Here is a 23,712-nt window from a genome sequence, read left to right as displayed (position 1 = left end):
ATGGCGCGGATCGTGGTCGTCGGCGCCGGGGTGGGTGGCCTGGCCACCGCCGCCCGGCTGGCCGCAACCGGGCACCAGGTGACCGTCTTCGAAGCTGCCGACACCGTCGGCGGCAAACTCGGCAGGTACGTGCACGACACCCCGGCCGGGTCGTTCCACTTCGACACCGGGCCGAGTCTGCTCACCCTGCCCGAGGTCTTCGAGGACCTGTTCGAGGCCACCGGGGCGAAGCTCGACGAGTACCTGGACCTGACGCCGCTGGACCCGATCGTCCGGCACGTCTTCGAAGGCGGCGGTCCGACGTTGGACTCCTGCGCCGACCCTGTGGAGTTCGCCGGCCGGATCGGGGCCGCCTTCGGTGACCGGGCGGCGGCCGACTGGCAGCGGCTGTGGCGGCGGGCCGCCCGGGTGTGGAACGCCTCCTCGCGGGACATCCTGCGCCGCGCCGTCGACTCCCCCCGCGACCTGGCGTCGCTGGCCTGGCGCGTCGGCGACCTGGCCGCCATCGCCCCGGGCCGCACCCTGCGTGGGCTGGGCCGCCGGCACCTCTCCGACCCGCGGCTGCGGATGCTGCTGGACCGGTACGCCACGTACACCGGCGCCGACCCGCGCCGGGCGCCGGCGGCGCTCGTCGCGGTCCCCTATGCCGAGCTGACGTTCGGCGGCTGGTACCTGCGCGGCGGGCTGGGCACGCTCGCCGACGCGCTGCTCACCCGCTGCCTGGACCTCGGCGTGGTCGTGCAGACCGGCGCCACCGTGACGCGGATCGACGCGGCGGGCGGCCGGGTGCACGGGGTACGCCTCACCGGCGTCGCCGCGCCGGTACCCGCCGACGTGGTGGTGGCCAACGTGGACGCACTCACCGTCTACCGCGACCTGCTGCCGCACGCGCGTCGGCTGGCCGGGCTGAGCGACCGAAGCCTGGCCGGTTTCGTGCTGCTGCTCGGCGTCTCCGGCAACACCGGGCTGGCGCACCACAACGTCTTCTTCCCGCGCGACTACGACGCCGAGTTCGACGCGGTGTTCGGCGATCCGGGGCGGGGCGTACGAGCCCGACCGGCGGCCGACCCGACGGTGTTCGTCACCGTCGCCGACGACCCGATGGTCCGCCCGGCGGGGCACGAGGCATGGTTCGTGCTGGTCAACTCCGCGCGGCAGGGCACCGCCGCTGGGGCTGTCGACTGGCGGCGCCCGGGGCTTGCCGACGCGTACGCCGACCGGATCCTGGACGTGCTGGCGCAGCGCGGCGTGGACGTGCGCGACCGGCTGCTGTTCCGCGAGGTGCGTACCCCGGCCGACCTGGACGCGGCGACCGGAGCACCCGGCGGCGTGATCTACGGCACCGCAGGTGGGCTGCTCCGCCCGGCCAACAGGGGCCCGGCGCACGGCCTGTGGCTGGTGGGCGGCTCCAGCCACCCGGGCGGTGGCCTGCCGATGGTGACCCTCTCGGCGCAGATCGTCGCGGACGAGATCGGCCCCGCCTGGTAGCCCTCGTCGGTGCGGCGGTCAGCCGGCGTCGAGCAGCGCGCGACGGACCGTGGAGAGCAACTGCCCCAGCCCGAAGGCGGCCAGCAGCACCCACACGGCGGTCGCCATGGTGATGGTGCCGGCGGCCAGGTCCGGCTCGATCAACCCGGACAACCCGGCGACAACCAACCCGGCCAGCGCGACCGAGACGCGGGTGGGTCGCTCGCCGACGGTCACGGCGCCGATCTCGCGCATGCCGGCGGAGACCGCGCGGGCACGCACGTACTCGTGCAGCCACGACAACGCGCCGCCCGCGACGACGAGCGCGCCTGGCGCGCCGACCAGCCAGAACGCGAGCAGCCAGGCCACCTCACCGAGCCGGTCAGCGAGCGAGTCGTAGACGTAGCCGAGCCGGGTGGTGCGGCTGGTGGCGACCGCCACCGCCCCGTCGACGCTGTCGGCCACCGCGGCGAACAGCACGAACAGCGCGCCGAGGAACGGCCCGTCCCCCGGCCGGGTCACCAGCAACGGTACGCAGAAGCAGAGCAGCACCCCGGCCACGGTGACCGCTGTGGGGCCGACCCGCAGCCGGCCCAGCACATATCCGACGTGGTAGGAGAACCGCAGCCAGGCGCGTACCACCGGCGCGGCCGCCCGGGGGTCGAAGCCGCCGTGCAGCCGTGCCCATGCCGTGGCGTACTCGTCCCAGTTCAGCTGTGTGCCCACCACTGATCAACCGTGGTGTCGAGCATCAGGTGTCGCACGCGCCGTGTTCACACCCGGGCGCCGACCTTGAGGTTCTGCCACACCTCGCGGGTCGCGGTGGACCGGTTGAGGGTGATGAAGTGGATTCCCGGCACACCTTCGTCCAGCAGCCGGCGGCACATCTCGCTGGCCTGCTCGATGCCGAGCCGGCGGACCGCCTCCGGGTCGTCGGCGACCCGCTCGAAGCGCTCCGCCAGAGCCGTCGGGAACGGCGCCCCGGATAGTTGCACGGACCGCTCGATGGTGCCGATCTGGGTCACCGGCATCACACCGGCCAGGATCGGGGTGTCGCAGCCGGCCGCGGCCACCCGGTCGCGCAGCCGCAGGTAGTCGTCGGCGTCGAAGAACATCTGCGTGATCGCGAACTCGGCGCCGGCCCGGCACTTGCGGACGAAGTGCGCGGTGTCGCTTGCCACGTCGACCGAACGGGGATGCTTGTACGGGAAGGCCGCCACGCCGACGCTGAAGTCACCGGCGTCGCGGACCAGGCGCACCAGGTCCTCGGCGTAGTCGACGCCCTCGGGGTGCCGGACCCACTCGCCGCCCGGGTTGCCCGGCGGGTCGCCGCGCACCGCCAGCACGTTGCGTACCCCCACCCCGGCGAGCCGGCCGATCACGTGCCGCAGCTCGGCCACGGAGTGGTTGACGGCGGTCAGGTGGGCCATCGGCAGCAGGGTGGTCTCGGTGGCGATCCGCTCGGTCACCGCGACTGTGGTGTCCCGGGTCGAGCCGCCCGCGCCGTAGGTGATCGACACGAACGACGGGCGCAGCGACTCCAACTCGCGGATCGCCTGCCAGAGCAGTCGCTCACCCGCCTCGGTCTTGGGCGGGAAGAACTCGAACGAGAAGGTCGGCTGACGGTCACGGATGAGCTCCCCGATCGCCGGCTGCGGATTGGGGAGTACCGAGGGAAGACCGAGCGCCACGACCCGACTCTAGCGGGCGACGCCGTCGGCACCCAGCCCTTCCCACACCGCCTCCCACAGTTCGGCTGGCGCGTGCCGGACCGGTGGAGGGAAGCCGTCGTACCCCCGGGGTAGGAAGGGGTGGCGCGGGAGGGGCGGCGGGGGCGGCCCGGCATCCGGCGCGGGGGTCGCACAGCCGAGAGGTGGCATCGGTCCCGTCCTTCGGGCGGGCGGGGTGCCGCCGCGCCGACGCGCCGCCGGGAGGCCCCATGACCTCGCTCACATCACCGCGCCCCACACAGCTCGGGCCGCTGCTGGCCCGGTGCCGGCTGGCCCGGGGTTGGAGCCAGCAGCGCACCGCCGCCGAGTTGTGTGCCGCCGCCGGCGTGCCGACCTTGAGTAGACACGAGGTGTCCCGGTGGGAGCGGCAACGACGCGTACCGGGAGGGTTCTGGCTCGGTTGGCTCGCCGTCGTGCTGGACGTGCCGCTCGTGGTGCTCGCCGAGGCCGCCGCGAGCACCCGACGGGTCGGTCCGCCCCGCGCTGTCGGCCCAGGCCGGACCGACTCGGCGGGTACGCGTCCGGCCGGTCGGGCGGCCCCCGCACGCACGCCGACGGGAGCACGTGTGGCGGTACAACGTCGGCCGCGGTGACCCGCTAGCGTCGTGGCGTGACCCACGCTGCTCCCGTGTCCCCCGTCGACCGTGCCGGCCTGCGGCAGCGGGTCGACAAGGCCCTCACCGAGTTCCTGGCCAGCCAGCGGGCCCGGCTGACCCGGGTGGACGACGCCCTCGTCCCGGTGGCGGAGGCCATCGAGGCGTTCGTGCTCGGCGGTGGCAAGCGCCTGCGGCCGGCGTTCGCGTACTGGGGGTTCCGGGGTGCCGGCGGGATGGACACCGAGGCGGTCGTCACCGCCCTCGCCGCGCTGGAGTTCGTGCAGGCCAGCGCACTGATCCACGACGACCTGATGGACCGCTCCGACACCCGGCGCGGCGAGCCCGCCGTGCACCGGCGGTTCGCCGCCCGGCACCGGGCCGCAGGCTGGGGCGGCGACGCGGACGGCTTCGGTGACTCCGCCGCGATCCTGCTCGGTGACCTCTGCCTCGTGTGGTCCGACGAGCTGCTGCACTCCGCAGGCCTGGACCTGCGGGCGGCGGCCCGGGCCCGGCCGGTCTTCGACGAGATGCGCACGGAGGTCACCGTCGGGCAGTACCTCGACGTGTTGACCCAGGTCACCGGGGACACGTCGGTGGAACGGGCCAGCAAGGTCGCCAGGTACAAGTCGGCGAAGTACACGGTCGAACGGCCGCTGCTGCTGGGTGCCGCGCTTGCCGACGCGCCGGACGACGTACGGGCCACCTACTCGGCGTACGGGCTGCCGTTGGGTGAGGCGTTCCAGTTGCGCGACGACGTGCTGGGGGTCTTCGGCGACCCGGCGCACACCGGCAAGCCGGCCGGCGACGATCTGCGCGAGGGCAAGCGCACGTACCTGGTGGCGGCGGCAGTGGAGGCCACCGACGACGCGGGCCGGGAGCTGCTGCTGAGCCGGCTCGGCGACCCGGACCTCGACGAGCAGGGGGTGACCCGGCTCCGCGAGCTGATCACCGCGAGCGGTGCGCTGGCCCGCACCGAGCAACGGATCACCACGCTCACCGACACGGCGCTGGCGGCCCTCGCCGCCGTGGACCTGGACACCGAGGCCCGCCAGACCCTGGTGGACCTGGCGATAGCAGCAACCCGCCGAACCGACTGACCCTCCCGCCCCCACTCCCTCGGTTGATCATGGGGTTGGCGGCGGCGACACGCCGGCACGGGCACGCCAACCCCATGATCAACGCCGAGGGACGGGAGGGCGCGGGGGCGGGGCGCGGGTTAGAAGGCCTGGGCCTGGGCTCGGCGCTTTACCTCGCGGGCGTGGTCGCCGGAGAGGGCGGCGGCCGGGGTGCCGCCGCGCAGCGTGTCGTCGGGCTCGTAGAGCCAGCGCAGCGCCGCCTCGTCGTCGTAGCCGTTGTCGGAGAGCAGGTTGAGCACGCCGGGCAGGTGCTTGAGCACGACCTCGTTGGCCACCAGGTCCGCCGGCACCCGGCGGACGCCGTCGCGGCGGACCGCCAGCAACTCGCGGTCGCGGATCATCTGGTGCACCTTGCTAATCGAAACGTCGAGGCGCTCGGCGACGTCGGGCAGGGTGAGCCAGCCGGCCGGGTCGGTGGGGCCGGCAAGCTCGGGGCCGGGCACGGCCTCAGCGGGTACGGGTTCGGTCACCCGATCACCCTGCCACGCCGCCGACCCGGGCAGCCAGCGGCACCCCGAACGGCCCGCTCCGACCAGCTCGGGAACCCTGGATGAGCAGCGGATCAGGGCTGAGGCGAGGTGCCCGGCCTCGGCGGGACGGGCCAGCGGTGCCCCCGGGCTGTAGCATCCTGTTCTACCTTCACCCCCTGGACACATAGACTCCCTGCCGATGGACACACAGGTCGCCGACACGTTGCTGGGCTCGCTGATAGACGGGCGCTACCGCATTCGCGGTCGCGTGGCCCGTGGCGGCATGGCGACCGTGTACACCGCAACAGACGAGCGCCTCGAGCGCACCGTCGCTGTCAAGATCATTCATCCGACGCAGGCGCCCGAGGCCCGTACCCGGATCGCCAACTTCGTGGCCCGGTTCACCGACGAGGCCAAGACGATCGCCCGGTTGACCCACCCCAACGTGGTGGCGGTCTACGACCAGGGCACCCACGCCGGTCTGCCGTACCTGGTCATGGAGTACGTCCGCGGTCGCACTCTGCGCGACGTGCTGGCCGAGCGGCGCCGGCTCAACCCCGACGAGGCGCTGGCCATCGCCGAGCAGATGCTCGCCGCGATCGGCGCCGCGCACCGGGCCGGCCTGGTGCACCGCGACGTCAAACCGGAGAACGTGCTGGTCGCCGAGGCGCCGACCGGCGGCGTCGCCAACCTGGTGGACAGCGTCGTCAAGGTGGCCGACTTCGGGTTGGCCCGCGCCGTCGAGGCGAGCGCCGACGACGAGCAGGGCAGCCAGTTGATGGCCACCGTTGCCTACGTCGCTCCGGAGCTGGTCACCGAGGGTCGGGCCGACCCGCGTACCGATGTCTATTCCGCCGGGATCGTGCTGTTCGAGATGCTCACCGGTCGGGTGCCCTACGACGGGGACCGCCCGGTGGACGTCGCCTGGCAGCACGTCGACCGGGACGTGCCGGCGCCCTCGACGCTGGTGCCCGGCCTGCCGTCGGTCCTCGACGGCCTGGTCCAGCGGGCCACCCGGCGCGATCCCGCCGCCCGGCCCGCCGATGCCGGCGCGCTGCTGGCCGAGGTGCAGGTCGCACGGGACCAGTTGGGCGACATCAACAGCAGCACCGCCGTGCTGCACCGGGTGGCCGACGACACGTCGGTCTCCCAGCCGACGATGATGGTCGCCACTGTCCGTCCGGCCGAGCGTCCGACGTGGGCGCGGCTGCCGGAGGGCGGTGGTCAGGGGCCGGGCCGACGGCGGGCCGCCCCGGAGCCGTCGGAGGGTCTGGGAGCCCGGCTCGCCGGGCTGCGCAGCACGGTGATGGGCCACCCGCAGGGCCGGTTGGCCGTCGCGGCCGTGGTGGTGACGCTGGGCCTGGTGGCCGCGCTCGGCGGCTGGTGGTTCGGTGTCGGCCGGTACACGTCCGCCCCGCAGCTGGTGAGCCTGAGCAGTGCGGACGCGCAGGCGCAGGCCGACCGCGCCGGCCTGAAGCTGGCGTACGGGGAGCCGCGCTATGACGAGAAGGCCCCGAAGGACAGCGTGCTGGAGCAGAACCCGGCGTCGTCTGCCAAGATCGTCAAGGGTGGCACGATCACGCTGACCCTCTCCCTCGGCCCGGAACGCTTCCCGGTGCCGGACGTCATCGGCAAGGAGTACGAGCTGGCCGAGGCGGACCTGCTCAACGCGAAGCTGGTGGTGGCCAAGGGCACTCCCCGCTACGACGACACCCTGCCCGCCGGCGTCGTCCTGGACAGCAACCCGAAGGTCGGCGCCGAGGTCAAGCCGGGCACGAAGATCACCCTCGTTCTGAGCCGCGGCCGGGCGCCGATATCGGTGCCGAACCTGGTGGGCAAGAGCCTCACCGAGGCCCGGGCCACCCTGTCCCGGCTCGGCCTGGTGGCGGTGGAGACACCAAAGGACTCCGACAAGCCCAAGGACGAGATCCTCGGCCAGAGTCCGGCCGACGGCACCGGCGTGGAGAAGGGCACCCAGGTCAAGCTGGAGGTCAGCAAGGGTCCGCCGCTTGTCGTCGTGCCCCGCGTGGTCGACCTGCCCTGCCAGCAGGCCAAGCAGGTGCTGGAGGGCCAGGGCTTCCCGGTGGCGATCCAGTTCAACCCGAACGCCACTGTGCGCTTCCAGACGCCAGGTGAGAATTCGCAGGTGCCGCCGGGCACCCAGGTCACGATCGGATGCCTCTGAGATGCCGGTGACCCCGGTCGGCGCCCACACCCCCACCTCCGGTGGACTGGCGAAGGCCGCCCTGCCGTACGTCGACGCGACAGGCGCCGAGGTGGTGCAGGTCTACGTCTCCAACTCGCGGGGCTGGGCGTTGCCTCCGGGCGACCCGACGCAGGACGCGCTGTTCCGCGACGGCTGCGCCGAGCGGGGCATCCCGGCGTTCATCCACGCCTCGCTGCTTGTGAACCTGGGTTCCCCCACGCCGGGCACCGTCGAGAAGTCGGCGCAGACGCTGGCGCACGCGCTGCGCCGGGGTGTGGCGATCGGCGCTCGGGCCGTGGTGTTCCACGCCGGCAGTTCGGTCGACGAGGGGTACGCCGAGACGGCGATGCGGCAGGTCCGTGAGGAGCTGCTGCCCCTGCTCGACTGGGCCGCCGAGGCCGGCGGGCCGATGCTGCTCGTGGAGCCGAGCGCGGGCGGCGGCCGGTCGCTCGCCTCGCGCGTGGAGCAGCTCGGCCCCTATCTCGACGCGGTGGACCGGCACCCCATGCTCGGGGTCTGCTTCGACACCTGCCACGCCTGGGCTGCCGGGCACGACCTGGCTGCCGAGGGCGGCATGACGGCGACACTCGACACGCTTGTGGCCACTGTGGGTGCGGACCGGCTGCGGCTTGTGCACGCCAACGACTCGAAGGATCTGTGCGGCTCCACACGTGACCGGCACGAGAACATCGGCAAGGGCACCATCGGTGAGCCCGCCTTCGCGGAGCTGATGACCCACCCGGCCGTCGCCGGGGTCCCGATCGTTGTGGAGACCCCCAGCGAGCAGCAACTGGGCCACACCGCCGACATCACCACGCTGACCCGCCTGCGCCCCTGACACTCCCCCGCTGATCATGGTGGCGATGTCGCCACCATGATCAACAGTCAGGGCTGGCAGGTGAGGTCAGGCGGACAGAACGCGGGTCAGGGCCGTACTGGCCTGGGTCACCGCGTCGTCGTCAATGCCCAGGTAGGTGACCAGGCGGGCGGTGCGCGGGCCGAGCACCGAGATGAGTACGCCCTGCTCGCGGGCGGCGGCGGCCAGAGCGCGGGCGTCCAACGCGTGCTTGGTGAGGTCCAGGAGGACGAGATTGGTGCGGACCGCGGTGGCGAGCACACCGAACGGCGCGACCGCCTCGGCGAGCCGGGCCGCCCGGGCGTGGTCCTCCGACAGCCGGTCGACGTGGTGTGCGAGCGCGTATCGGCCGGCGGCCGCGAGGATGCCAGCCTGACGCATGCCGCCGCCCATCCGCTTGCGGATCATCCGGGCGCGTTCGATCTTCTCGGCGCTGCCCACCACGAGCGAACCGACAGGCGCGCCGAGGCCCTTCGACAGGCAGACCGACATCGTGTCGAAGAGCCGGCCGTACTCGATCAGGGGCACCCCGTCGGCGACGTGCGCGTGCCAGATCCGGGCGCCGTCGCAGTGCAACGCCACTCCTGCCGCGTCGGCGACACCGCGCAGCTCACGCAGCGTCGCCAACGGGATCACACCGCCGCCGCCCCGGTTGTGGGTCTGCTCCACGGCGATCGCACGGGTGGGGACCGCGAAGTAGCCGTCCGCGCGGACCATCCCGGCGACCGTCTCCGGGTCGATGTCCGCGCCGACCGCCGGCCAGGTCCGCGAGGAGATGCCACCGTACGCGGCAGCGGCCCCGATCTCGTACGTCACGACGTGCGCGTCGGCGTCGCAGAGCAACTCGTCACCGGGTGGCACCAGCAGTTGCAGGGCGATCTGGTTGGCCATCGACCCGCTCGGGGCGAACAGCGCCGCCTCGTGCCCGAACAGCGCGGCGACCTCGGCCTCCAGCGCGTTGATCGTCGGGTCCTCGCCGTAGACGTCGTCACCGACCTCGGCGGTGGCCATCGCCTCCCGCATGCCGGCCGTAGGCCGGGTCAACGTGTCGGAGCGCAGGTCGACAAGATCAGCCACGGTCATTCCCTTCGGCCGCCGACTGCGGGGCTCGCAAACCCGGCTCACTCCTCGCGTCAGCCACGGAGCATCTCCGCCACGAGGAATGCCAGCTCCAGCGACTGCTGGGTGTTGAGTCGCGGGTCGCACGCGGTCTCGTACCGGTCGGGGAGGTCGAGGTCCTCGATGCCCTGGGCGCCGCCCAGGCACTCGGTGACGTCCTCGCCGGTGAGCTCGACGTGCAGGCCACCGGGGTGGGTGTCAAGCCCTCGGTGCACCTCGAAGTAGCCGAGCACCTCGTCGACGATGCGGTCGAAGTGCCGGGTCTTGTAGCCGTTTGACGACTCGTGGGTGTTGCCGTGCATCGGGTCGCACTGCCAGACCACCTTGGCGCCGGAGGCGGTGACCTTGGAAACGATCGGCGGCAGGGCGTCGCGTACCCGGTGGTTGCCCATTCGGCTGATCAGGGTGAGCCGGCCGGGGATGTTGTCCGGGTTGAGCTTCTCGCACAGCTCGATGGCCTCGTCCGGAGATGTGGTCGGGCCGAGCTTGACGCCGATCGGGTTGGCGATCCGGGAGATGAAGTCGATGTGCGCGCCGGTGATCTGCCGGGTGCGCTCGCCGATCCACAGGAAGTGCCCGGAGAGCCCGTACGCCCGCTTGTCGGAGACCCGGGTGAGCGCCCTGTCGTACTCCAGTGCGAGGGCCTCGTGGGAGCAGTAGAGGGTGACGGTCCGCAGCGCCTCGTCGTCGGTCATCCCACAGGCCCGGATGAAGGCCAGCGCGCGGTCGATCTCCCGGGCGATCGCCTCGTAGCGCTCCCCCGCCGGGGAGTTCTTCACGAAGCCCTTGTTCCAGTCGTGCACGGCGTGCAGGTCGGCCAGCCCACCGGCGAGGTACGCCCGGAGCATGTTCATGGCTGCCGCCGAGTTGGCGTACGCCCGGATCATGCGCTGCGGGTCGGCGACGCGGGCGGCCGGGTCGGCCTCCAGCGAGTTGATCATGTCACCGCGGTAGGCGGGCAGGCCACGGGCGTCGGTCGGCAGCGAGCGGGGCTTTGTGTACTGGCCGGCGACCCGGGCTACCTTGACCACCGGAAGCGACGCGCCGTAGGTGAGCACGATCGCCATCTGGAGCAGGGTGCGGGCGTTGGCAAGCAGATGGCTCTCGGTGTTGTCGACGAACGTCTCGGCGCAGTCGCCCCCCTGGAGCAGGAACGCCTTGCCCTCGCAGACCAGTGCCAGCTTCTGCCGGAGCTGGTCGACCTCGTAGGGCGCGACGACCGACGGCACGGTGTCGAGCACCTTGCAGACCTCGGCGACGGCCGCGGGGTCGGACCACGGCGGGATCTGCTCGCGGGGCAACTCCCGCCAACGGTCCAGGCCGAGCGCGGCGTCCTCGGCGGAGTCGGCTGTCGGACGACTGGTCTGCAGACCCGGGCTAACGAACCCGGGATGGCTCAACTGATGCCACTCATGGCGCATGACAGAAAGCCTACGGCGACCGGCCGGGTACCCGAGCGTCGAGGGGGACGGTTCCGTACGTTGGGAGATCGATCCCGCTGGAAAAAGGCGCGACTCAGGACACCGGCGACGGCACGGCGGTCGGCGACGCGCTCCCGGCCGGTACGCCGCCGGGTGCCTCTGCGGCGATGCACCAGTCGCCACCGTCACGGGTGACGGTGAACACCAACGGACGGGTGATCTTCTTCTTGCCCGCGGTGACCGAAACCGAGACGCTCACCTCCTGCCCGCGCGGCGAGGACCGGACGTCGGTGATGGACGCCTCGGGCACCGTGAAGTGGTCGGCGAAGTCACCGTTGGGGCCGGTGGCGGCGAGGTCGAAGCCCTCGTGCAGCAGCGCGCAGAGCTGGCTCCGGCCGGCGGCGACGTCCTTGGCGATCATCGCGTCGAGGTACGCCTGCACGCGCTCGCGGGACCGGGTGGCGGCCTCCTCGGCCGGCGCCCGCTCGGGCTTGGCGGCCGACTCCTCCTTGTCGCCGCCGATCCCGCAGCCGACCAGCGCGGCCGGGAGCAGCACGAACCCGGCGGCGGTCGCCGCCATCCTGCGGTGGATCGGGCGCATGCCACCTCCGTCGACGGGATCGAGATGTGCCGAGCCGCGAGTCTGCCATATCGCAGCGGAACCGCCCAAGGCCGGCGGCCCGGCCGACGCTTGGCGTCGACCGGGCCGCTTCGTCACGGGCGGGGAGGGACGGTGCGGGCCCCTCCCCGCCGTGTGGGTGTTGCGTCGGCGCTCGGCTCAGCCGAGACCGCCCTTGATGGCGCCGATGAGCTCGCCGTTGCTCGTGTCACCGGAGAGTTCCCAGAAGAACGCGCCACCGAGGCCCTGGTTCTTCGCGTACGTCATCTTGCCGTTGATGGTCGACGGGGTGTCGTAGCTCCACCAGTTGCTGCCGCACTTGGCGTAGGCGGTGCCGGCGATCGTGCCGGTGGCCGGGCAGGTGTTCTTGAGGACCTTGTAATCCTCGATGCCGGCCTCGTAGGTGCCCGGCGCCGCGCCCGTGGCGCTGCCGCCCGGTGCGGCCTGGGTGACGCCCGTCCAGCCCCGACCGTAGAAGCCGACGCCGAGCAGCAGCTTGTTGGCCGGGATCCCCTTGCTCTTGAGCTTCTGGATCGCCGCGTCGGAGTTGAAGCCCTGCTGCGGGATGCCGGTGTACGAGGTCAGCGGCGAGTGCGGGGCGGTCGGGCCCTGGGCGTTGAACGCGCCGAAGTAGTCGTACGTCATCGGCATCAGCCAGTTGAGGTTGCCGATGGCTCCGGCGTAGTCGGTGGCGTCGATCTTGCCGCCGTTGCTGCCGTCCGCGGTGATGGCGGCGGTGACCAGGGCGTTGGAGCCGAACTTCGACCGCAGCGCGCTGATCACGTTCTTGAAGGCGTTCGGGCCGCTGCTGTCGCAGGTCAGGCCGCAGGCGTTGGGGTACTCCCAGTCGACGTCGATGCCGTCGAAGACGTCCGCCCAGCGGGGGTCCTCGACCAGGTTGTAGCAGCTCTCGGCGAACGCTGCCGGGTTCTGCGCGGCCTGGGTGAAGCCACCGGACCAGGTCCAGCCGCCGAACGACCAGATCACCTTGAGGTGCGGGTTCATCTGCTTGAGCTTGCGCAACTGGTTGAAGCTGCCGCGCAGCGGCTGGTCCCACGTGTCGGCGACACCGTCGACACTGTCCGCCGCCGTGTACGCCTTCTCGTAGTCGGCGTAGCTGTCACCGATCGAGCAGCGGCCGCCGGTGGTGTTGCCGAAGGCGTACAGGATGTGGGTCAGCTTGGCGGCCGAGCCGCTGGTCTGGATGTTCTTGACGTGGTAGTTGCGGGCGTAGACGCCCCACTCGGCGAAGTAGCCGACGACCTTCTTGCCACCCGTGTTCGGCGGTGGCGTGGTGGGCGGTGCGGTAGTGGGCGGCGCCGTGGTCGGCGGGGCGGTGGTGGGCGGGGCCGTCGTGGGCGCTGCCGTGGTCGGCGGGGTGGTCGGGGTGCCGCCACCGCACGGTATGCCGTTGATGGTGCAGTTCAGCGGCGCCTTGTACGCGCCGGTGCCGTTGTAGCCCCAACTGAACGAGGCGCCCGGGGCGAGGCCCCCGGCCCAGCTCTTCTTGACCGCCACGTAGTGGTTGCCGCTGCTTGTCACGTCGGCGTCCCAGGCGCTGCTGATGGTGGTGCCCGACGGCAGGTCGAACTCGATGCGCCAGGTGCTGACGGTGGCGCTGGAGCCGTTGGTGACGGTCACCTTCGTCTCGTGACCGGTCCCCCAGTCCTGCGCCTTGGCGAACGTGGCGGTGACCGTGCCGGCACCGAACGCGGTGGTCATCGGCACCGCTGCGACGGTCACGGCGACCACGGCACCGGCCCAGAGGGCTCGGCGGAGCGATCTTTTCATGAGGCGTCTCCCGAACTGTTAGGAAACTTTCCAAAATAGATTGGTGAGACGGTACTCACACCGTCATCACTTCGTCAAGATGCGCATGTGTCGATTTCCCCTGGTGCGTGACCGCCCCGCTACCCGTCGGCTACCGCGTCGCTCCACGCCCCCGCCGGCCGTCGCGTCGCTCCACGCCCCCGCCGGCCGTCGCGTCGCTCCACGTCCTCGACGTCGGCGGCACCCGCCGACAGCCACCCCGCGGCCCGAACGCCTACCGGCGCGTAACCTCTGGCCATGACCGTGTTCGACACCCCCATCGATGCCCTCAACGGCGGCCCCGCCAACCTCGCCCAATACCGGGGCAAGGCGCTGCTGGTCGTCAACGTCGCCTCCCGCTGCGGCCTCACACCGCAGTACGCCGGGCTCCAGGCCCTCGCCGACTCGTACGCCGAGCGCGGCCTCGTGGTGCTCGGCGTGCCGTGCAACCAGTTCGCCGGCCAGGAGCCGGGTACCCCCGCCGAGATCAGCGACTTCTGCCAAGTCAACTACGGAGTCACCTTCCCGCTGACCGAGAAGATCCACGTCAATGGCCCGGACCGGCACCCGCTCTACGCCGCGCTTGTCGACACCCCGGACGCCGACGACCACACCGGCGACGTCCGCTGGAACTTCGAGAAGTTCCTGGTGGCACCCGACGGAACGGTAGCGACCCGCTTCGCCCCCACAGTCGCGCCCGACGCCGAAGAGCTACACAAAGCCCTAGAAAAAGCCCTCCCCGCCAAACCCTGACCGAGCCGGGTCGCGCCGAACCCACCCCGGCCCCGTCGATCATGGACTTGTGGTGCCTGATAGGGAATCAATTGCCGGGCTTCTCCCCCACCACAACTCCATGATCGACGCGGTGGAGGCTGGGTTGGCGCGACCGCTCGTCACCGACGGGTGGCACGTTGTCGGAGAGCCGGTCTTCGACCGGTGCGAGCAGTACGTTGTGCTGGACCGGGGTCGCTGCGCCGGCCGTGCGTCCGTGCTGGCGCAGACGGTCGCCGGATTCTCGGCCAGGCAGCGCATGCCGGGAGCCGGTGGGGCCGGTCGCCAGCCGGTCGGTGGGCGGTCGCCGGTCGATGGGGTCGGTTGTCGCTCCGACAGCCGAACGACCCACCGTGCCGGTGGCGGAATGTGTCACGGGTGGACGGAGTTGGAAACCAACATGACAACTGTGGGACTGATCGGCAGTGGCAACATCGGCGGGACCGTGGCACGGCTGGCGGTGGCCGCCGGCTACGACGTGGTGGTCAGCAACTCGCGGGGGCCCGAGACGCTCACCGAGTTGGTCGAGGAACTGGGCGAGCACGCGAGCGCCGGCACGGCACACGACGCCGCGCAGGTCGGTGACCTGGTGGTGGTCAGCGTGCCCCTGAAGGCGTACCGGGCGGTGCCCGTGAAGCCACTGGCCGGCAAGGTCGTCATCGACACCAACAACTACTACCCGCAGCGCGACGGGACCATCCCGGAGCTGGACTCCGGCGAGACCACAAGCAGCGAGTTGCTCCAGCGGCACCTGCCGGACTCTCGGGTGGTCAAGGTCTTCAACAACATCTACTTCAAGGGCCTGGCCGACCTGCCCCGGCCCTCCGGCGCCCCGGACCGCAGCGCCCTCGCGATCGCCGGTGACGACGCCGCCGCGAAGGCGGAGGTCACCGCATTCCTGGACCGCATCGGGTACGACGCCGTCGACGTCGGCTCGCTCGCCGAGGGCTGGCGCTACCAGCCGGACACCCCCGCGTACGGCACGCTCTACTCCGCCACGCCGACAGACTGGGAGCACCCGGCGCCGGGCGACGCCGAGAAGCTGCGCGCCGCCCTGGCCGCCGCCACCCGCTAAGCAGCGCCGCCGCCCTCCCCGCGACCGCCTACCGAGCGGTTGTACTCCAGGGCGGCGGCGAGTTCGTCGTCGTAGCTGGCGATCGGCCTGCCGTCCGAGGCGTACGCGACGAGCCGCCCCTGCGCCATGTTCGCCGAACGGAACGAGAACGTGCGGATTCCCGGGTACGCGGCGAGCAGCGGGATGGCGCGGGGCGCCCCGCCCGGGGCTGAGTAGTACTCCAGGCGGGTCACCTGCGGGGACACCACGCCGTTGACACGTACCTTTGTCTTCTCGGCGCGGGTGTCGAAGGTGACCGGCGCGTCGGTGCCGTAGGCGGCACACTCCGCCGGGCCTCGGCAGACGAAGAAGTAGCGCGGGTTCGCGACGTCGTCGAGGGCGTACGCCTTGAAGGTCGGGTCCGCTCCGGCGGGCAGCGGTTGCACGGCGAAGAACGCGAGCGCCACAGTGGCCGTGACACCCACCCGCAGCCAGCCCCGGCCGGCGACCCGCCGGTTGGCCCGTGTGGCGGCGACCGCGACGCCACCGAAGCCGACAAGGCACAGCAGGCACACCCCGACGGCACGGGCGTTCTCGAAGAGGAACTGAAGGCCCGGCCGCATCGACACCGGGCTGAGGACCGCGCCCAACGAGACGACCATCGTGCCGAGCAGCGCGGCACCGGCGATCCGCCGGGTGACGCCGGACGCGCCGATCAGCAGCATCGCGGCGAGCACCGGCCACACCTGGTGATGCGTCCACGACACCGGGGACGCGGCCACTGTGGCGCAGCCGACCAGCACCGCCGCGTGCCCGGGCCGGCCCTCCCGCGTCAGCTGACGGGCGCGCAGCAGCGCCGCCGCGCAGATCACCGCCACCAGGCCGGCCCAGATCAGGGGCAACGTCGCCTCGTCCACGCCGACGCGCAGCAGCATCCCGTGCAGGGACTGGTTGCCCAGCGAGGCCAGGTTGCCGATCCGCGAGGTCTGCCGCACGGCCTTGGTCCAGTACGTCCAACTCTCGCCCGGCAGCACGATCGCGGCGATCCCGGCGCAGGCCACGAACGTGGCCACCGCGCGGGCGGCGTCGCGGTAGCGGCCCGTGGCGAGGAAGTAGACCACGAACAGCAGCGGGGTCAGTTTGATCGCTGCGGCGACCCCGACCAGCATCCCGCGCAGCCGGGGCGGCACGACGCCCATCCCGTCGAGCAGCGCCATGAGCACGATGAAGATGCTGACCTGACCGAAGCGCAGATTGCTCTGCACCGGCGCGGAGAGCATCAGCACCGTGGCCGCCACCGCCACGACGAGCGGCCGCTGGGCCTGCCGGGTGCCCAGGGCGACGCCGACCGCTCCGGCGATGGCGACGACAGCCGCGCACGTCGCCACCAGCCAGAGCCCCTGCACCACGCCCTCGCTGACAGCGGTGATCGGCCCCAGCACCAGGGCGGCGAACGGCGGATAGGTGAACGGCCCGCCGTTGGCCGCCACGAACCCGTACAGCGGCCGGCCGGCGTGCAGATCGGACAGCGCGCCGTAGTAGATGTGCAGGTCGGAGAGGCGGTCCTCGCGCCGCAGCACGAGCACACAGGACACCAGCGCGACGACGACGAACGTCGCCCACACCAGCGCGACCCGACGATCCCGCATCGATCGAGAATAGGCGATGGCGCCGGTCGGCGAAGGCCCGTCAGCCGCCGAGGGCCGCCGCGTCTGCTCGCCGTGAAGATCGATCCGTTGCCCGGAACGATGACAAATATTCGGCGACATCTCCTTCCACAACTTGCGGCAGAGTCCCGTTCACGGGACTCTCTGTCTCTGGGTTGCGGCCCGTTCACCGAAAGCTCCCTCGGAGGTGACATGCAGACGCTCCGTACCGTGCCCCGCCGGCTGTTGGCCGGCGCCGGCGCGCTCCTGCTCGGTACCACCCTCGCCGCCGGCACGCCGGTGCCGGCCAGCGCCGCGACCGGCGCGGACACCGTGGGGTACGTCCGGCTCGCCCACCTCTCCCCCGACACCCCAGCCGTCGACGTCTACCTGGCCACCCCCGACGCCGCGAAGCCAAAGGTCTTCCCCGGCGTCGGCTACGGCGTGGTCTCCGACTACCTGGGGCTTCCTCCCGGCCGGTACGCGGTGGCGATGCGCGAGGCCGGCACCCCCGCCGGCGAACCCCCGGTGCTGACCACCGAGGTGGCCGTGACCAGCGGCAGCGCGTACACGGTGGCCGGCGTCGGTCGGCACGCCGACCTGGGCCTGCGGGTGCTCCACGACGATCTCAGCGCGCCCGCCCAGGGGCACGCCAAGGTCCGTGTCGTGCAGGCGTCGGTGCGGACCCCGGTCCTCGACGTGGCAGCCGCCGACGGCCCGATGATCGCCAACGACGTGCAGTTCGCCACCACCACCGCATACCAGCAGGTCCCGCCAGGTGCCTGGCGGCTGCGACTGACCGGAGCCGGCGGGCCGAGCACCGACGCCGAGGTCCGGCTCACCGACGGCGCCGTCTACTCGCTGCTGGTGCTCGACGACAAGCAGGGCGGGCTCACCGCCGAGCTACGCCGTGACGCCGAGGGTGGCACCGTCGTACCCGCCGGTGGCGTGGACACCGGCGCAGGAGGCGCCGCCGAGGCAGGCTTCGGCGCGTACCCCCTGGTGGCCGGCGGATTGGCCGCGGCGGCCGTCGCGGCGAGCCTGCTGCTGTGGCGCCGGCGGCAGCGCACGACCTGGTGAACGCCGGGCGTGCCGCGGCGGCGGCGCACGACGCGGTGAGCGCCGGGCCCGGCCTCGCGATCCGACGGCACCGCGACCGACGGGCGCCGGTGGCCGCGCTTGTCGCGGCCGGCGCGGCGGTCTGCCTGGCCATCGGCGCCGGAGTCGGGCTCGTCACCGGCGTCGGGCGGGCCGACCCCGGCCGACCGCCGGTCGCGCGTTGGCACCCCGGCTGCGCCGACGGATGCCCGTCGGTGGCCGCCGCGCCCGCGCTCCACGGTCCACCCACGCGGGTACGGGTGCCGCGCATCGACATCGACTCGCCGCTCACGGTGCTCGGCCTGGACAGCGCCGGCGCGCTGGTTCCGCCGGCCGACTTCGACACGGCTGGCTGGTACGGCGGCGGTCCCGCCCCCGGCGACACCGGTCCGGCGGTGCTTGCCGGCCATCTGGACTCGCGGCGCGGCCCGGCGGTCTTCGCGCGGCTCGACGAGCTGCGACCCGGCGATCTGGTGCAGGTGTGGCGTGGCGGGCAGCAACTGTCGTTCCGGGTGACCGGGTCGCTGCGCACCCGCAAGGACGATTTTCCCACCGCCCTGGTCTACGGCCCGACGCCCGGTGCGGAGTTACGCCTGGTCACCTGCGGCGGCGACTTCGACCGGCGGCGCGGGCACTACCGCGACAATGTCGTCGTGTTCGCGATCAGCGTGTCCGCCGATCCGGCCCTGCCGGAGTCCAGCGCCGCCCGCCAGCCCTGATCGACGCGGGCCGCACCGCGGGCGGCGCAGCGTCAGACCGGGCGGCGGCCGGCGAAGCCGCACTCGGCCCGGTGGTACCAGCGCACGTCGGAGTCGCCCTCCAGCCAGCACCAGAGCACGGCGCGGCCGGCCCGCTCGCCGGGGAAGTCGAGAAGCACCGGGGCGATGCCCTTGACCTGGATGTCGTGCTGGTGCAGCTCTTCGACGACGCCGTGCAGCCGCGCCTCAAGCCCTTTCACCTCGGCAAGCCCGCCGAGCGCGCTGACGCCGTGGTCGGCCAGGTCGACGCGCAGCTCGGCCAGGTCGGCGCGGAGCCGGATCAACTCGTCGACGCGGGGCCGGAGGGTGGCCACCAGGTGCCGGGCCTGGGCGAGTGTGAACACCGGGCCAGTATGCCCGTCACATCGCCCTGCTGGTCACCCCAAGCATAAGATCAGAAGCCCTTGGGTGGATCTTGAGCTACAGGGCTGTCGGCAAACCTCTTCGAGCATTGGCAGGCGTACGCACCGTCCCACCATTGCCAGACAGCTCCAGACGGGCATCTACAAGCAACCGTACCGGCCAGCTTGGGACATCCGACAAGCTCCAAAAAACGACTTCAGCAGGGAACCACTGGGCTGCGGGTGTTGGAGCTGTGAAGAGGGGTGTCACTTGACGCTGTGCTCAGGTATACAGAGTTCTCCTCGCGGAGCAGCCTTACATTTTCGGGAATTCCGTCGGTGCAACGGAGGCTCACTGGCATGAGCGATGGTTTGTCCCCCACCACGCCCCCGGCCCTTCGGTTCTTGTTCCGCTACCGCGATCTGGTCGCTGACACACTGCCCGAGCATCGCGCCGTCCTGCAGGAGCGGGGGTGGTGCTGGTGGGGATGGTGGAAGCGACCCAACGAGCCTGGCCGGCTGGAGATATGGCAGGCCTTGGAGCAGGAGACACGCGCAGGGCAGCGGGTGCTGATTGGACTGTTCCACTCCGGTACGGGCGCCGTCCATCCGGCGTCCGTCGAGCGGGTAATCGTCCCGCAGGCCGATGAGCTAGGTAACTATGTTTCGCTCAGCCCGCCCAGCGCCGAGCAAGATGGCGTTCCCCCGTACTACCGATCGAGTCGACACAGTCGGGGCTGGTTGCGGTTGGTGGTCTTGGCCGAGGAGCCGATCGAGTTCTTCGGGAAATTCTCGTTCGCCTCGGCGCCGCCGTTGCCGCACCACCCGGCAAGCCAGTTGGAGCGGCTAGTCGGCAAGCGGATTCTGGACGCCGACGAGCTACGCGCGATGGACACCACCATCTGGGAAATCCGGGCAGCCCAGCCAGGCGATTCCCACGAACGGTTCCTGACCGCGTCGCAGCGCGAGGACGGCGCGCTGTCCGCAGAGCCGATCGCTTGCCCGGGGCCGTGGCTGCTGCACCTCACCGATCCGCACTACGCGACCGGCCGGTTCCGTTCCGAACATCAGTGGCGGCTGGAGACCGAGGACGGGGCGACACGCCCCACCATGGTTGACGCAATTTCGAACGCACTCGCTCATCACCAGCGATCAGTCGGAGCGGTCCTCGTAACGGGCGATCTCACCTACGTCGCCGCCCGCGAGGAGTTCGAAGCGGCTCGGGCCGGCCTCTTCAAGTTGACCAACGGTCTTCTCGGCCTGGGCATGGAGCATCTCGTAGTCATACCCGGCAACCATGACATCGCGTGGACCCGCAGTGACTCCTACGATTACGGGGCACCGGTTGAGGTGGCACCAGCCGAGGCCACCGCCAACTACCGGAACTTCTTCAAAGCACTCTATGGCTACCCGGCTTCGCCCCACCTCTCGATGGCTCGCCGCTTTGTCTTCCCTGGCGGCAACCTCGTCGATGTCGCCGCGGTCAACTCAAGCTCTCTGGAACAGGGTCAGTCGTTCCTGGCAGGCATGGGCCGCGTGCAGGAATCCGCCTATCGAGAGGTGACGAGTGCCCTGACCTGGTCAAGTCCCGGCTCAGCCCTACGGGTGCTCGCCCTGCACCACCATCTTGCGCTGACCGAAGACCTGGAGTCCTCCAATGAATACGCCACTGGCTTCGGGATCGCCATCGATGCGCCACGGATCCAGCGCATGGGCGCTCGCGACGGTGTGCACCTTGTCGTGCACGGGCACAAGCATCGTGCGTTCGTCTGGCGTGCCGAGGCGTACCATCTCCCCGAATACAGCAACGAGCGCTGGGAGTTGGGGCGCTTCAACATTGTGGGCGGCGGAAGCAGCGGCTCGAAATCGTCAGACGGGCGGCGTAACTTCTTCAACCTGATCAGGTTGGCCGGCCCGGTCGTGGAGTTGGAGATGTACCGGAGCCAACACGAAGGCGCGTTCGAACGCTTCATGACCTGGAGGGCACCCTTGGCCACTGACACCGACGGCCGACTGGAGATCGCTCCCTGGCAGGTCGTCTCTCCATGACCGCTCGACGCCCGCTCGTGAACGCGCTCATCCTCGACATGGACAACACGCTGTACGACTGGGTCGCTTACTTCGTACCTGCGGTCCGGGCAATGGTGACCGAGGCCGCAAAGCTCCTCGACGTGTCCGAGGATGAGCTACGTAGCGACCTCCAAGCCGTACACCGCATACACGGCAACACAGAGCACCCATTCGCGCTGCTTGAGACCACTGCCGTCGAACGCCACCTTCCCGGTATGAGCCAGCGAGCACGACACGAGTACCTGCTGCCTGCCTTCGCCGCATTCAACGAAGTCCGACGACACCGCCTTCGCCTCTACGCAGACGTTGAACGGACCCTCCAGGCCATCAAGGCAACAGGTTGCCGCATCGTGGGCCACACGGAGGCCAAGGACGTGAACATCAGCAGCCGGGCACGCGCGCTCGGGCTGGAAACGATGTTGGAAGCGGTCTACGCGCCTCAGTTCATCGGACCACCGCACCCTCTAGGTGCCGAGCGGCAATCGACCCCTGGCGCAATCGAGGTTCGTGTACTTCCGCCGACAGCACGCAAGCCCAACCCGGACATCGCCCGTCGGATTGCCGAGCAACTCGGTGTGCCGCCCACCCGCTGCCTGTACGTGGGGGACAACCTGAACAAGGACGTCGTAATGGCCAAACGAGCGGGGATGCTCGCAGCCTGGGCGCGTTACGGCACCCACCACGACCCCGGGCTTTGGCGGGACCTGGTCGCGCTGTCCCACTGGGATCCCGCAGCCGTCAGTGCCGCAGAGAACACGAGCGAGGACCTAGCCCGCTTTGGGCCTGACGTCACGCTGGACGCCTTCCACGAACTACCTGGTCATTACACATTCGCGGCTAACCCAGGATCTCGGCGAGCTCAGCTGGCGTCCAACTGTCGGGCAGGCGGGTCCGTCGAATGAGCGAACCCGCTGCCGGGCTGGGCCGCTGACGGGGACCACGCGCTTCGCCGGTTCAGATCACCAATGTTGCTTCGAAACTCGCTGAGCCACTCGCCAGTCTCCGCCTCGACCAGCTCGGCTGTGCGCAGCACAAGCGTACGGATCAAGTCCTCACGGCGTCGTACCGTCAGATCCACCTCGTCGTCATCCGTTGCGGTACTCAAGTCTGCGGTTACCCAGTCCAACCTGAACTCGGTGAGTGCCCGTTGAAGCGCCTGCACGGTGGCGATATCCCGCATCCACGCGGACGACAGCCCAAAAAAGTGGTCGAATGCCAGACAGCCACCCGCCATAGCGAGGAGGACGTACCCCCAACTGGCACCGCGGCCACCGCTAGCCGCGCTGACCAGCGGTACGACACCTCCGGCGATTCCCAGCAGTATGGCGCACCCGCGCAGCATGCGGGAAGCTGTGCGGCGGATCGCCTTGTCTCGCAGGTACCAGGCGATCGAATCCTCAGCCTGGCCCTCCGCCCACTCCCGCAGGCGCTGCAGGACAGCCTCCGGCTGCTGCTCCGCCCCCATGTCAGGGAACGGCCGGACGGTCATGTCTCGACGCGGGATGCGACGCACTTCATGGACGTGGCCGTCGCCGGTTACCACGACTCCTCCGACCGCCGCACACGGCGAGGGCCACCCACGAACGTCAGATCGAGAATCGGAAGACACTCTCGCCGCATACCGACAGCCTGCATCGCCAGGGCGCGGCGTTCAAGAGCAAATGCCGCTCCGGCAACGGGCAGGCGTCAGTCGGCTTGAGCGGCCAGTTCGCGGGCGCGGTCCCGGGCGGCTTCCAGTGCGGCGAGCAGCGCGGCCCGTACGCCGTGCTTCTCCAGCTCACGGATCGCCGAGATGGTGGTGCCGGCCGGCGAGGTGACGGCCTCGCGCAGCTTGACCGGGTGTTCGCCGGAGTCGCGCAGCATCACGGCCGAGCCGACGGCGCTCTGCACGATCAGCTCGTGCGCCACCTGGCGGGGCAGACCGAGCAGGATCCCCGCGTCGATCATGGCCTCGACCAGCAGGTAGAAGTAGGCAGGGCCGGAGCCGGAGAGCGCGGTGACGGCGTCCTGCTGTGACTCGGGCACCCGGATCGTCTTGCCGAGGGGCTTGAACATCTCCTCGGCAAGCGCCAGGTGCGCCCCCGTGGCGTGCACACCTGCCGAGATGGCAGTCATCGCCTCGTCAACGAGCGCCGGGGTGTTGGTCATGACCCGGATGACCGGGGTGCCCTCGGGCAGCCGGCGGCTGAAGAAGGCGCTGGGCAGCCCCGCGCAGAGCGAGATGACAAGCTTGTCGGCGGGCACCTTGGGGCCGATCTCGTCCAGCAGAGTGCCGGCGTCCTGCGGTTTGACCGAGATCGCGAGTACGGCGGCCTCGTCCACGGCGGTCAGGTTGTCGACCACACGTATGCCGTAGCGGGCGGTCAGTTCCTCGGCGCGGGCCGGCCGTCGGGCGGTGGCGAGCAGGCGGTCCACCGGCCATCCGGAGCGCAGCAGGCCGGAGAGCATCAGCTCGCCGATCTTGCCCGCACCGATCACGGCGACCGTGTGCACTCCGGCTGACATGTGGCCGTACCCCCTCGCGTCGGGTCGCGGCGCGGCGGAC

General features: G+C 71.0%; 23 protein-coding genes. 11 read left to right on the top strand and 12 right to left on the bottom strand.

All coding sequences use genetic code 11. The annotated features are described in order from the left end of the window. Nucleotides 1–1,488, top strand: a complete 1,488-nt coding sequence (locus tag ADK66_RS21365) for an NAD(P)/FAD-dependent oxidoreductase (RefSeq protein ID WP_053658048.1) — start codon at nucleotides 1–3, stop codon at nucleotides 1,486–1,488. An 18-nt stretch (nucleotides 1,489–1,506) separates the two neighbouring features. Here ADK66_RS21365 and ADK66_RS21360 read toward each other — a convergent pair whose 3' ends face one another. After that, nucleotides 1,507–2,196: a CDP-alcohol phosphatidyltransferase family protein gene (locus tag ADK66_RS21360; protein WP_053658046.1), complete on the bottom strand. Its 690-nt coding sequence runs from the start codon at nucleotides 2,194–2,196 to the stop codon at nucleotides 1,507–1,509. Between the two features lie 44 nt (nucleotides 2,197–2,240). After that, nucleotides 2,241–3,158 carry a methylenetetrahydrofolate reductase [NAD(P)H] gene (gene metF, locus ADK66_RS21355; RefSeq protein WP_053658043.1) on the bottom strand — a complete coding sequence of 306 codons (918 nt, stop codon included), beginning with the start codon at nucleotides 3,156–3,158 and terminating at the stop codon, nucleotides 2,241–2,243. 248 nt (nucleotides 3,159–3,406) lie between these two features. Between metF and ADK66_RS21350 the strand changes: the two genes are divergently transcribed. Both ADK66_RS21350 and ADK66_RS21345 read left to right on the top strand, forming a co-directional pair. Continuing rightward, nucleotides 3,407–3,790 carry a helix-turn-helix domain-containing protein gene (locus ADK66_RS21350; protein WP_053658041.1) on the top strand — a complete coding sequence of 128 codons (384 nt, stop codon included), beginning with the start codon at nucleotides 3,407–3,409 and terminating at the stop codon, nucleotides 3,788–3,790. 17 nt (nucleotides 3,791–3,807) lie between these two features. Further along, the gene (locus ADK66_RS21345; RefSeq protein ID WP_053658039.1) at nucleotides 3,808–4,890 is read left to right on the top strand and encodes a polyprenyl synthetase family protein; all 1,083 of its coding nucleotides are present in this window, start codon (nucleotides 3,808–3,810) and stop codon (nucleotides 4,888–4,890) included. Between the two features lie 119 nt (nucleotides 4,891–5,009). On the opposite strand, the gene ADK66_RS21340 is transcribed toward ADK66_RS21345, so the two are convergent. Beyond that, nucleotides 5,010–5,399 carry an Rv2175c family DNA-binding protein gene (locus tag ADK66_RS21340; RefSeq protein ID WP_053658037.1) on the bottom strand — a complete coding sequence of 130 codons (390 nt, stop codon included), beginning with the start codon at nucleotides 5,397–5,399 and terminating at the stop codon, nucleotides 5,010–5,012. 199 nt (nucleotides 5,400–5,598) lie between these two features. Between ADK66_RS21340 and pknB the strand changes: the two genes are divergently transcribed. Both pknB and ADK66_RS21330 read left to right on the top strand, forming a co-directional pair. Beyond that, nucleotides 5,599–7,584 carry a Stk1 family PASTA domain-containing Ser/Thr kinase gene (gene pknB / locus ADK66_RS21335; RefSeq protein ID WP_053658035.1) on the top strand — a complete coding sequence of 662 codons (1,986 nt, stop codon included), beginning with the start codon at nucleotides 5,599–5,601 and terminating at the stop codon, nucleotides 7,582–7,584. Between the two features lies 1 nt (nucleotide 7,585). Beyond that, a complete protein-coding gene (locus tag ADK66_RS21330) occupies nucleotides 7,586–8,443 on the top strand; it encodes a deoxyribonuclease IV (RefSeq protein ID WP_053658034.1) in 858 nt (285 codons plus the stop codon). A gap of 66 nt (nucleotides 8,444–8,509) precedes the next feature. Here ADK66_RS21330 and ADK66_RS21325 read toward each other — a convergent pair whose 3' ends face one another. The 4 genes from ADK66_RS21325 to ADK66_RS21310 all read right to left on the bottom strand — a co-directional run bounded on the left by ADK66_RS21325 (nucleotide 8,510) and on the right by ADK66_RS21310 (nucleotide 13,411). Beyond that, the gene (locus ADK66_RS21325; protein ID WP_053658330.1) at nucleotides 8,510–9,538 is read right to left on the bottom strand and encodes a low specificity L-threonine aldolase; all 1,029 of its coding nucleotides are present in this window, start codon (nucleotides 9,536–9,538) and stop codon (nucleotides 8,510–8,512) included. Nucleotides 9,539–9,594: 56 nt separating this feature from the next. Then, nucleotides 9,595–11,001, bottom strand: a complete 1,407-nt coding sequence (locus tag ADK66_RS21320) for a class II 3-deoxy-7-phosphoheptulonate synthase (RefSeq protein WP_053658031.1) — start codon at nucleotides 10,999–11,001, stop codon at nucleotides 9,595–9,597. A gap of 94 nt (nucleotides 11,002–11,095) precedes the next feature. Further along, nucleotides 11,096–11,602: a nuclear transport factor 2 family protein gene (locus tag ADK66_RS21315; protein ID WP_053658030.1), complete on the bottom strand. Its 507-nt coding sequence runs from the start codon at nucleotides 11,600–11,602 to the stop codon at nucleotides 11,096–11,098. A 177-nt stretch (nucleotides 11,603–11,779) separates the two neighbouring features. Further along, on the bottom strand, nucleotides 11,780–13,411 hold the full coding sequence (locus ADK66_RS21310) for a glycosyl hydrolase family 18 protein (protein ID WP_053658029.1): 1,632 nt from the start codon (nucleotides 13,409–13,411) through the stop codon (nucleotides 11,780–11,782). Nucleotides 13,412–13,687: 276 nt separating this feature from the next. Between ADK66_RS21310 and ADK66_RS21305 the strand changes: the two genes are divergently transcribed. Further along, complete coding sequence (locus ADK66_RS21305; RefSeq protein WP_053658027.1) at nucleotides 13,688–14,182, top strand: glutathione peroxidase; 495 nt, start codon at nucleotides 13,688–13,690, stop codon at nucleotides 14,180–14,182. A gap of 67 nt (nucleotides 14,183–14,249) precedes the next feature. Here the strand turns inward: ADK66_RS21305 and ADK66_RS31540 are convergent, their stop codons facing one another. After that, entirely contained in the window at nucleotides 14,250–14,576 is a 327-nt protein-coding gene (locus tag ADK66_RS31540; RefSeq protein WP_157552744.1) for a hypothetical protein, read from the bottom strand. On the opposite strand from ADK66_RS31540, the gene ADK66_RS21300 reads away from it, so the two are divergent. Further along, the gene (locus ADK66_RS21300) at nucleotides 14,568–15,275 is read left to right on the top strand and encodes an NADPH-dependent F420 reductase (RefSeq protein WP_255353046.1); all 708 of its coding nucleotides are present in this window, start codon (nucleotides 14,568–14,570) and stop codon (nucleotides 15,273–15,275) included. The two genes, ADK66_RS31540 and ADK66_RS21300, sit on opposite strands and share 9 nt — an antisense overlap. Here ADK66_RS21300 and ADK66_RS21295 read toward each other — a convergent pair. Continuing rightward, the gene (locus ADK66_RS21295; RefSeq protein WP_053658026.1) at nucleotides 15,272–16,903 is read right to left on the bottom strand and encodes a glycosyltransferase 87 family protein; all 1,632 of its coding nucleotides are present in this window, start codon (nucleotides 16,901–16,903) and stop codon (nucleotides 15,272–15,274) included. The two genes, ADK66_RS21300 and ADK66_RS21295, sit on opposite strands and share 4 nt — an antisense overlap. A 210-nt stretch (nucleotides 16,904–17,113) precedes the next feature. On the opposite strand from ADK66_RS21295, the gene ADK66_RS21290 reads away from it, so the two are divergent. Together ADK66_RS21290 and ADK66_RS21285 are read left to right on the top strand one after the other, a co-directional pair. Continuing rightward, the gene (locus ADK66_RS21290; RefSeq protein ID WP_053658025.1) at nucleotides 17,114–17,980 is read left to right on the top strand and encodes a DUF4397 domain-containing protein; all 867 of its coding nucleotides are present in this window, start codon (nucleotides 17,114–17,116) and stop codon (nucleotides 17,978–17,980) included. After that, nucleotides 17,950–18,717: a class F sortase gene (locus tag ADK66_RS21285; RefSeq protein ID WP_231640118.1), complete on the top strand. Its 768-nt coding sequence runs from the start codon at nucleotides 17,950–17,952 to the stop codon at nucleotides 18,715–18,717. The genes ADK66_RS21290 and ADK66_RS21285 overlap by 31 nt, the downstream gene beginning before the upstream one ends. 32 nt (nucleotides 18,718–18,749) lie before the next feature. On the opposite strand, the gene ADK66_RS21280 is transcribed toward ADK66_RS21285, so the two are convergent. After that, the gene (locus ADK66_RS21280; protein ID WP_053658024.1) at nucleotides 18,750–19,100 is read right to left on the bottom strand and encodes a DUF2203 domain-containing protein; all 351 of its coding nucleotides are present in this window, start codon (nucleotides 19,098–19,100) and stop codon (nucleotides 18,750–18,752) included. 357 nt (nucleotides 19,101–19,457) lie between these two features. Between ADK66_RS21280 and ADK66_RS21275 the strand changes: the two genes are divergently transcribed. After that, nucleotides 19,458–21,146 (top strand): metallophosphoesterase, encoded by a 1,689-nt coding sequence (locus ADK66_RS21275; protein WP_053658023.1) that lies wholly within the window; start codon nucleotides 19,458–19,460, stop codon nucleotides 21,144–21,146. Further along, nucleotides 21,143–22,069 carry an HAD family hydrolase gene (locus ADK66_RS30850; RefSeq protein WP_082377586.1) on the top strand — a complete coding sequence of 309 codons (927 nt, stop codon included), beginning with the start codon at nucleotides 21,143–21,145 and terminating at the stop codon, nucleotides 22,067–22,069. The genes ADK66_RS21275 and ADK66_RS30850 overlap by 4 nt, the downstream gene beginning before the upstream one ends. Here ADK66_RS30850 and ADK66_RS21265 read toward each other — a convergent pair. After that, entirely contained in the window at nucleotides 22,027–22,710 is a 684-nt protein-coding gene (locus ADK66_RS21265) for an SLATT domain-containing protein (protein ID WP_231640117.1), read from the bottom strand. The genes ADK66_RS30850 and ADK66_RS21265 overlap by 43 nt on opposite strands. Nucleotides 22,711–22,853: 143 nt before the next feature. Continuing rightward, nucleotides 22,854–23,672: a pyrroline-5-carboxylate reductase gene (gene proC, locus ADK66_RS21260; RefSeq protein WP_053658018.1), complete on the bottom strand. Its 819-nt coding sequence runs from the start codon at nucleotides 23,670–23,672 to the stop codon at nucleotides 22,854–22,856. Nucleotides 23,673–23,712: the final 40 nt, after the last annotated feature.

Origin of the sequence: Micromonospora sp. NRRL B-16802 (assembly GCF_001279555.1) — a bacterium.
GTDB classification, from domain to species: Bacteria; Actinomycetota; Actinomycetes; order Mycobacteriales; family Micromonosporaceae; genus Micromonospora; species Micromonospora profundi.
This window is presented reverse-complemented; position numbering and strand designations above follow the sequence as displayed.